Origin of the sequence: Bradyrhizobium sp. 137, from assembly GCF_023074095.1 — a bacterium.
GTDB lineage: Bacteria > Pseudomonadota > Alphaproteobacteria > Rhizobiales > Xanthobacteraceae > Bradyrhizobium.
This window is the reverse complement of record NZ_JADPKU010000009.1, coordinates 1-8,659: the sequence shown is the minus strand read 5'-3', so window position 1 is coordinate 8,659 and position 8,659 is coordinate 1. Positions and strand designations below refer to the sequence as shown.

Sequence of the window (8,659 nt, the reverse complement as noted above, 5' to 3'; positions counted from 1 at the left end):
TGGCCGTGACATCCGCCTCCATCATCGTGCCGAGCGCCTCGATCCCAGCCGCAAGGCAGAACCGATCGAAGCTCGCCCGCACTTCTGCAAACGCTTCGTCCACAGCTCCCGGTCGCCGGCCAGCCAGCCGGTGTGATATCTCTCGTCATGGCGTTACTCTCCTTTGTGGAATCAGCACCCCGAGCCTACCGGCTCAAGGTGGGCAACGCCGACCTCTTCAGGATTTCAACACAACCCGGGACATCCCCGGAGCTCTCATTTGGGATGACGTTGAGGCCTGGCGACATACTGCTAACCGGCACGCCAAGCGGTGTTGGTTTCGCCCGCAATCCGCCCATCCTGTTGCCGAGGGAGACGAGGTTATCGTACGCGGGACAGGTCTGGGCGAACTGCGAAACCGGCTTAAGCGGGTCGATCTTGTTGGCCATTCGGACGTCTCGCTTGAATGAGACGGTATAGGCCATCGCAATCAGCTAAGCTGAAGAAGAGTGCTCTCGCGCATCCACCGCAGTATGCTCAAGAGACGGATGGCTATATAACAAAGGCGTCGCTAGACTATGTCTGCCGGTGGGCTGGACTGGCACGATAGGAGATGCCGCGTGGGATCAGTGGATCTTGTTGAGGAAATCAAGGAAATTTGCGTCGATCTGTCTGGGCAGGCCGTCGAGGCGGCTCATTATCTCATCAACAATCCGGATGAAGCCGCGTTCCACTCGATGCGGGAGATTGCCCGACGAGCAAACGTGCCCCCGGTGAGTCTCGTTCGGTTGGCCCAACGCATGGGATTGGCCGGCTACGGTGACCTACGGCAGCGTTTTATCGATGCGATGCGCGATCGTCAGCAGAGGGATCGCCTGTCGACAACTCGCAACGAACAAACCGCAAAATCATTAATCCATAAAATGGGCGAAGGCGCCGGATTGGATGACTTCGTCGAGTCGTTTTTCGCAGCGGAACTCGATGTTGTGAGGCGAGCTCGTGCGCATCTCTCCGAGGAAAAGCTGAACGAAGCAGGTGGTCTTCTGGCGAATGCGCCAAAGGTATTTGTTTGTGGCAGGAGGACAACATTCACTCCAGCTTATACATTGGCGTATGCCTTACGAAAGGCGCGGCCAAACGTCGTCCTTTTAGATAGCCCGGGAGGAGCACCTGAAAGTCTTCTAGAGGACCTCTCGTCTGGCGATGCATTTGTGGCGGTAACCTTTGCGCCCTTCAATCGAGTGGTTCATCGGCTCGCAGAGAAGGCGTCGCAATCGGGGGGGCGCATAATCTCCATTACCGATAGCTTCGCTGCGCCCATGAGTGAGCTTGAGGGTCTACATTTTGTCGCACAAACTTCTGGGCAATCATTTCCAGAGTCCACACTCGGGGCCATTGCCATAGCCAATCTTCTCGCAGCCTTGGTGATCGGTCGCCTTGGTGAGCCTGCGCAAGTGAGGATTCGCGAAAACGAGCGGTTCTTGCACGGATCCGGCGAATATCTCCTCTCTGGAAAACTCATTAAGCGCCGGCGTCCGACAACCGCCATTTCGCGAAAAACGGCAGCAAAAGATAAAAGAAGAAAACGTTAGGTCATTCCGCAGGGGACTGCTGCCATTTGCCCGTCCGCTGCAGCAGGTTGGCTGGCTCCATCTGGATCAAATGATCCGCTTGACAGACGTGTGGATCATGTTGTTCACTGACTCGTCTGATTTTCCGGAGAGTGCAAATGACGGGTCCAGGTCGTGGGGTTGGCGCAGGGGCGGCTGGGTCGCAGGCAAGATCGCGGTCTGAGGCCGCCTATCTACGTGAAACTAAAGTCGTGCCGGGCGGATCAATGCGCGCCGCTCAATGGTTCAAGCCGCACCCTCCGTATGCTGCGCGTGGGGAGGGGTGTTGGGTTGTTGACGTTGACGGGCGGCGAATACTCGACTGCGCCAACAACTTCTTTTCACTCGTCCACGGCCATGCTTTTCCCCCGATCCTTGATGCGGTGCATCGCGCGATGGCGGCCGGTACGGCATTCGGATTGCCAACTGAGAGCGAGATCTTGCTTGCTGAGACGCTGGCTTCTCGCAACCCTGGGATGGAGCAGACCCGCTTCTGTAACTCTGGAACAGAGGCGGTGCTTTCCGCTCTAAAGGGCGCGCGCGCCATTACCGGAAAGGAGAGGATCGCAAAGTTCGAAGGTTGCTATCACGGCGCCTATGATTGGGTCGAGGTCAGTCTCGACCCCTCGCCCGTCAATTGGGATGATGAGAGCGGTAATCCCGCTTCGGTGCGATGCAATGCGGGTGCACCGGAGTCGGTCCTGCGCGAAACGGTCGTGTTGCCCTACGACGATCCTCAACGTTGCGCCGACATTCTTCGCCGCGAGGGGCGATCTCTGGCCGCAATCATTGTCGATCCTCTCGCTTCTCGCGCGGGGACGGTGCCAATGTCGAGGGAAACGACCGCTGTTCTGCGCGAGGCATGTCAGCGCGATGGAATTTTGTTGATCGCAGACGAGGTTATTAGCTTTCGTCTTTCGTTTGAAGGGGCGTCCCGATCTTTCGGCCTCGAACCTGATCTGATCGCAACCGCAAAGATCATTGGCGGCGGTTTGCCTATCGGAGCTGTCTCCGGCTCGGCAGACCGAATGTCGGTTTTCAATCACGCCGAAGGCAAACCCAAGGTCTCGATGGGCGGGACATTCAGCGGCAATCCGCTAAGCATGGCCGCGGGGCTCGCATCCCTTACGCATTACTCGCAGTCGGCGATCGAACGACTGAACGGATTGGGAGATCGGCTCCGCAAAAAGGTCAGAGACGGGTTCTCTGCGGCTGGCGTCGAGGCCACCTTCACGGGAATGGGGTCATTGTTCAGGCTTCATTTGGGGGTCACCAACGTCACCGGCTACAGGACCGCGTATACCAGTCCGCGGAAGGCTCAGCTCATTCGTCGGATCCAGCTTGCGCTGGTGGATGAAGGTATTTTGCTCACGCCAAACTGCTCAGGCGCACTATCGACCCCAATGACGGAGACCGAGATCTCTTTGATCGCGGACAAGTTGGTTGCTGTTGTTGTCAAGGAAGTGGCGGGGCATGAGAGCGTCGCTGCCAGCTGATTAGTGCCCGCACCAGCAAATGCAGCGCTTGGCGTCCAAAGCTAGCGCCGAGAATGAATTGATGGGACCCGCTCAATGTTAGTCGCGCCTTTTCGAGTTGGAGTTGATGTTGGTGGCACCTTTACCGATCTGGTGCTCGTCGACGCTCGGGGGAGGGTTGAGGCATTCAAGTCGCCATCAGTTCCGACTAATCCCACAGAGGGGGTCCTCGCCGCGGTCGAATTGGCTGCACAATCATTGAACAGCAGCGTCAAGACGTTTCTCGCCAACACGAGTTTGTTTGTTCATGGATCGACAGTTGCCACGAACACGTTGCTCGAAAAAAAGGGGGCGAAGGTCGGACTGTTGGTCACTGAAGGCTTTCGTGACTCGTTGGAAATCCGGCGATCTATCCGAGAAGACGTTTGGGATCACCGTCGGCCTTTTCCGCAGGTCCTGGTTCCTCGGTATCTTCGGCTGCCAATCACAGAGCGGATCGAGGCTGATGGCACGGTTCGGGCCCCATTCGAACCCGCATCCGTTGCGGCCGCCGCACGCGTCTTTGCCGAAGAGGAGGTGGAGGCAGTTGCGATTTGTTTTCTGCATTCCTATGCAAATCCTGCGCATGAGCGGGCAGCGAAGGCTGAACTGCAAAAGCACCTCCCCAATGCTTGGGTGACCGCATCCTCAGAAATTGCCCCAACGATCGGGGAGTACGAACGAACCTCGACGACCGTCGTTAATGCATATGTGGCCCCACGCGTTGTTCCCTACCTGCGTAGATTGGCTGAGAGGCTGACTGCGCTGGGGCTGCCGCGCAAGCTGCTGATGATCCAGTCGAATGGCGGAGCCATTTCAATCGATGAGATCGGCCATGCTCCAGTAAATCTGGTCCTGTCAGGTCCTGCAGCGGGTGTTGGATCGCTGAAGTTCTTCGGCAAGGATGCTGGCTCGGACCACTTGATCTCTATAGAGGTCGGCGGCACGAGCTGTGATGTCACGCTGATGCAGCACGGTGCGGTCAGTATGACCGATCAAATTGTCCTTGACCGCTACCATTTGAATATCCCGGCGGTTGATATTCACACGGTCGGCGCAGGAGGTGGCACGATCGCATCGGTAGACAGCGCCGGCCTTCTGAAAGCTGGACCGGAAGGTGCTGGCTCGATGCCAGGCCCTGCTTGTTACAGCCGTGGTGGCGAGCGTCCTACGGTGACAGATGCGCAGCTGGTGTTGGGGCGGCTCAAGCCCGGCCCCTATGCTGGTGGTGCTATTACATTGGACCTGGATAAAGCGAAGAGATCCATTGAGATTCACGTCGCTCAGCCGTTGAAACTAAGTGTTGAGGGTGCGGCCGCCAGCATCATCCAGTTGGTGGAATGCAATATACTTCATGCGGTGGAGCACTCTTCCCTTGAAAAGGGATATAATCCGAGAAGTTTTACGCTTGTCGCCGCTGGAGGCGCTGGCCCCTTGCATGGCGCTGCGGCGGCGCGACTGCTTGGCAGTCGAAGCCTCTACATCCCCCGCCTTGCAGGCGTGTTTTGCGCCTTTGGCATGTGCAATTCTGATCTCCGACATGACCATGTGCGCAGTTGGCTCCAGGACCTCGACAGCAGAGCCGCATCCGCACGGGACGAGCTCGAAAGTGGATTCCAGCAGATTGAGAAGGCTGCCGGCGCCGTCTTGGTACGGGAGGGATTCGAAGGCGCTCGCGCAGCTCTTCGGCGGGGTTATGACCTGCGCTACTTCGGCCAACAATGGACGGTTCCCGTTGAAAGTTCTTCGACCGACCCCGCAATCGTTCGCGCGGCTTTCGAAACCGTTTATGAGCGTCTGTTTGGCTACGTTCAGCCTGCGGGCGCCATAGAGATCGTGAATCTCCGAGTGGCGGCGATCGGCAGACTCGATCCGCTGGAAATCGCTCAAGCGCTCCCAACTGTCGTAGAGCCCGTGCCGAGTTCGCATCGGCGCGTGTGGATCGACAGAGAAACTGGATTTGCGGACACTCCCGTTTATGACGGAACAATCCTTACGCCGCGTCAGCGCCTGGTCGGGCCCGCCGTGATCGAGGAAGCAACTACCACGATTTTTGTCGGCCCGAACGATCAGGTTACCATGACTGATGCGGGCAACTATCACGTTTCCATCGCTCACGCCGGAGGTCCGGTATAAGGCGACGAGAGAGCAATAGTTGCAACTGGAAGATAGTGTCCTGCGGAACGAATAGCGAGCCAGTTCTTAACTTTGACTGCTCGCCGCTCAGTTGGCGCAAGTTTGAATAGGATGACACCATGGCCACCGCGGCTACTTACGATCCCGTCCTACTGGCCATTCTGCAGAAGCAGCTGGACCACATTAGCGTACAGATGGGCGCGATCATGACGCGTACCGCGCGCAGCCCGATCTTTAGTCAGAGCCACGACTTTTCGTGTTTTATAAGCGACGCTGCTGGCGAGACCATAGCGCAAGCAGATGGACTGCCCGTCCACTCCGGCGGCGGCGGCTTTGCTGTTCGCGCCGTCCTTAGGGATTTCGCGGGCCACATCGATGACAGCGATGTGTTCATTCTCAGCGATCCATATGTTGCTGGCGGAAACCATCTGCCCGATTGGACTCTCATCCGCCCGGTGTTTATCGGCGGTGAGCTGGTGGGCTTTTGCAGTAACCGCGCTCATCAGTCGGACATTGGCGGCGGAGCCGCTGGAACCTACAATGCGGCAGCCACCGAGATCTTTCACGAGGGAATTCGGTTGCCTGTTCTCAAGCTCATTGAGAAGGGTAAGCGACGAGACGACCTGTGGCGAATGCTTCTGTTGAACTCCCGGTGCCCAGATCTGATGGAGGGCGATCTCGGAGCGATGCTGGGCTCGACGCTCATCGGTGCCAATCGGATGGCGGAGGTCATTGGCCAACTCGGCGTCGAGGCTGGAAGGTCGTATTTGAGGTCTCTTCTCGATTATGGAGAGCGAAGAATGCGCCAGGCGATTTCAGCGCTTCCGGACGGCACTTGGGAAGGTTTGGATGTTAGTGATACGGACTGCTTCGAGAGCGTCGATGTCGAGACGCGTGTAAAGGTTGCAATCGCCGGCGACGAAATCGTGTTCGATTTCACCGGCACGTCGGCCCAAATCAAGGGATTCAAAAACAGCGGCATCGCCAACACGCACTCGTCTGTCTACTGCTCTCTTTCCTCTTTCCTGGATCCCGATATTCCACGTAACGAAGGCGTTTATCGTTGTGTGACGATCATTGCCCCGGAAGGCACAATCGTAAATGCTTTGCCGCCCGCTCCTATGACGATGAACACCGTCTTTCCGGCAGTTGATATCATGAACGCTTGCTGGCGTGCCTTGGCGCAAGCCGAACCAGGTCGCGCCTGCGCGGGCTGGGGCAAATCGGTCCATAGCAGCTCGGCCGGTAAGAAGCCGTCTGGCGAAGTCTTCGTCCTCTATCATTGGCATGGCAGTGCCGGGGGCGGAGCCGTGAACGGACGCGATGGTTTCCCGACGAGCAGCCATCAGATGACCCTAGGCGGAATGTTCATTCCGAATGTCGAAACTTATGAGCAAAGCTATCCACTTCGCGTCCATCGCTATCAGATGCGTTTCGATTCTGCGGGGGCCGGACAATATCGCGGCGGCACTGGGGTCGACTATGTTGCCGACGTGTTGATCGGCGGAGAACATTTGCTGCGTGGTGAGGGCGCTCGGAAGCCAACGGGCGCAGGCGTCAATGGGGGGCTTTGGGGCGCCAAAGGCTCGTTGAGAGGCTTCGATTTGACGACGGGTGAGGAGTTCTACTGCCCGCAATATGGAGTCCAACACGTCAAGCCGTTTCAAATCGTCATCGAGTCATCCGCAGGGGGCGGGTGGGGGCATCCTCACAAGCGGGATCCAGACGCAGTTTTGCGTGACGTCCGCGATGAGCTCGTTTCGGCAGAGACCGCTTTGGGCGTCTATGGCATCGAGATTTCGGCGGACCGCAAGTCCATCGTTTCAACAAAAGCGAGAGGCGGAAAATAGACGCTGGAACACCACTACTGCCAGCTTGCACAACGAGACGGTGGCTATCGCTCGTGGCAGCTGTAAGCAGAGGTTCGACCCGAATTCGTCTGGGGTGATTCCGCTGTTACGTGAGCTTCTGAAGTTGTTTGTCGCAATGTTTCTCCCGCGATGGACCACAACTGGCCGCCCCTATTCGGGACGGCCGTTTTTCTCCGCACGCTTGACAGAACGAAATTGGACGGCGCCACGATGGGCAGATCAATCTATAGCGGTCCCGTATTCGACATGGCCAGGGAGCAATTTGCGCAGGTCGCCGATCACCTGCAAATCCACGAGATGGACCGGGACCGCCCGAAGCGAGCCATAGCCGTATCCTGTCCGATCCACAGAGACGACGGTCGCACCGAAGTCTTCCAGGGTTACCGAGTGCAGCACCACCTCACGCTGGGGCCGACCAAAGGCGGAAGCGCTTTGCACTCTCGGTGGATATCGGCGAAGTCGCCGCCTTGGCGGTCTGGATGAGCTGGAAATGTGCGTTGGCGGGACTTCCCTATGGGGGAGCCAAGGGAGGCATTACGGTTGATCCGTACGCCTTGTCTCCGCGCGAACTCGAGGCGCTCTCGCGGCGCTACATGCAGGAGATGATCCCGTTGGTCGGTCCGCATACCGACGTAATGGCCCCCGATATGGGCACGAACGCGCAGGTCATGGCCTGGTTCATGGACACCTATTCCATGTATCAGGGCCAGACGATCAACGAGATCGTCACCGGAAAGCCGGTGTCGGCGGGAGGCACGCTCGGCCGCCGCGAAGCGACCGGACGCGGGGTGGCGTACCTTGTCGGCCGCGCGCTTGCACACCTTGGGATCCGCGCGGACAACTCGACCGCCATCATCCAGGGGTTCGGCAATGTGAGATCGGTGACGGCCTATTGCCTTGCTGAGAGAGGCGTCAAGATTGTCGGCGTCAGTGATCACACTGCAGCCTACCACGATCCCGCCGGCCTGGATCTTGCCGGGTTACAGCGCCACATGGCCAAACACGGGCAGATTGGCGGTTTCTCCGTCAAGGCCTCATTGAGCCGTCCGAACTGTTGGTCCGAAAATGCGACGTTCTGGTGCCGGCCGCGGTCGAGCGGGTCAGCAATGCTGGCGGAGTCATCGTCAGCTATTTCGAATGGGTACAGGATCTGCAGCGGCTGTTCTGGGAGGAGGCGGAGGTATTCGATCGTCTGTACAGAATTCTCGACCGCTCGTTCCAGCAAGTCATCGCTCGCGCCAAGCGCGATCGCATCTCCCATGGCGGCTATGGCGATTGGCGTGAGCGCCGTACAGTCAGCCAAGCGGACCAGGGGGCTGTTTCCTTGACAAACGCAATGCCCTCGACGTCGTCGATGACCGAAGCACGGCGGATCATGGTGCCCCTCAACGAGAGACGAGCAGGCGACATCAAACCGAGCGCTAGGTTCACGCGCCACTTAATGCCCCCCTCCCAAATTGAGTGAAAGAGGATCGATGAAGGTCTTAGTGCCGGTAAAGCGGGTGGTCGATTACAACGTCAAGGTCCGCGTCAAGGGCGATGGATCGGG

General features: G+C 58.1%; 5 protein-coding genes and 3 pseudogenes. 6 read left to right on the top strand and 2 right to left on the bottom strand.

Annotation, left to right across the window (positions count from 1 at the left end):
- Together IVA78_RS01860 and IVA78_RS34505 are read right to left on the bottom strand one after the other, a co-directional pair.
- Nucleotides 1-149: pseudogene (locus IVA78_RS01860) on the bottom strand (IS256 family transposase); the annotation flags it as partial.
- A 36-nt stretch (nucleotides 150-185) separates the two neighbouring features.
- Entirely contained in the window at nucleotides 186-428 is a 243-nt protein-coding gene (locus IVA78_RS34505) for a hypothetical protein (protein WP_346275278.1), read from the bottom strand.
- A 171-nt stretch (nucleotides 429-599) separates the two neighbouring features.
- On the opposite strand from IVA78_RS34505, the gene IVA78_RS01850 reads away from it, so the two are divergent.
- From IVA78_RS01850 to IVA78_RS01825, 6 genes and pseudogenes are all read left to right on the top strand, one after another.
- Nucleotides 600-1,571, top strand: coding sequence for a MurR/RpiR family transcriptional regulator (locus tag IVA78_RS01850; protein ID WP_247463965.1), 972 nt, complete (start codon nucleotides 600-602; stop codon nucleotides 1,569-1,571).
- 245 nt (nucleotides 1,572-1,816) lie between these two features.
- Nucleotides 1,817-3,085, top strand: coding sequence for an aminotransferase class III-fold pyridoxal phosphate-dependent enzyme (locus IVA78_RS01845; protein ID WP_247463962.1), 1,269 nt, complete (start codon nucleotides 1,817-1,819; stop codon nucleotides 3,083-3,085).
- A 75-nt stretch (nucleotides 3,086-3,160) separates the two neighbouring features.
- A complete protein-coding gene (locus IVA78_RS01840; protein ID WP_247463960.1) occupies nucleotides 3,161-5,239 on the top strand; it encodes a hydantoinase/oxoprolinase family protein in 2,079 nt (692 codons plus the stop codon).
- 119 nt (nucleotides 5,240-5,358) lie between these two features.
- Nucleotides 5,359-7,089 carry a hydantoinase B/oxoprolinase family protein gene (locus tag IVA78_RS01835; RefSeq protein ID WP_247463957.1) on the top strand — a complete coding sequence of 577 codons (1,731 nt, stop codon included), beginning with the start codon at nucleotides 5,359-5,361 and terminating at the stop codon, nucleotides 7,087-7,089.
- A gap of 231 nt (nucleotides 7,090-7,320) precedes the next feature.
- A pseudogene (locus IVA78_RS01830) lies at nucleotides 7,321-8,438 on the top strand (Glu/Leu/Phe/Val dehydrogenase).
- A gap of 147 nt (nucleotides 8,439-8,585) precedes the next feature.
- Nucleotides 8,586-8,659 (top strand): annotated as a pseudogene (locus IVA78_RS01825) (electron transfer flavoprotein subunit beta/FixA family protein); the annotation flags it as partial.

What these genes read in the sequence shown, in the direction of transcription:
- IVA78_RS34505 (WP_346275278.1), bottom strand. Translation starts at nt 428, where the DNA reads ATGGCCAACAAGATCGACCCGCTTAAGCCGGTTTCGCAGTTCGCCCAG.
- IVA78_RS01845 (WP_247463962.1), top strand. Translation starts at nt 1,817, where the DNA reads ATGCGCGCCGCTCAATGGTTCAAGCCGCACCCTCCGTATGCTGCGCGT.
- IVA78_RS01840 (WP_247463960.1), top strand. Translation starts at nt 3,161, where the DNA reads ATGTTAGTCGCGCCTTTTCGAGTTGGAGTTGATGTTGGTGGCACCTTT.
- IVA78_RS01835 (WP_247463957.1), top strand. Translation starts at nt 5,359, where the DNA reads ATGGCCACCGCGGCTACTTACGATCCCGTCCTACTGGCCATTCTGCAG.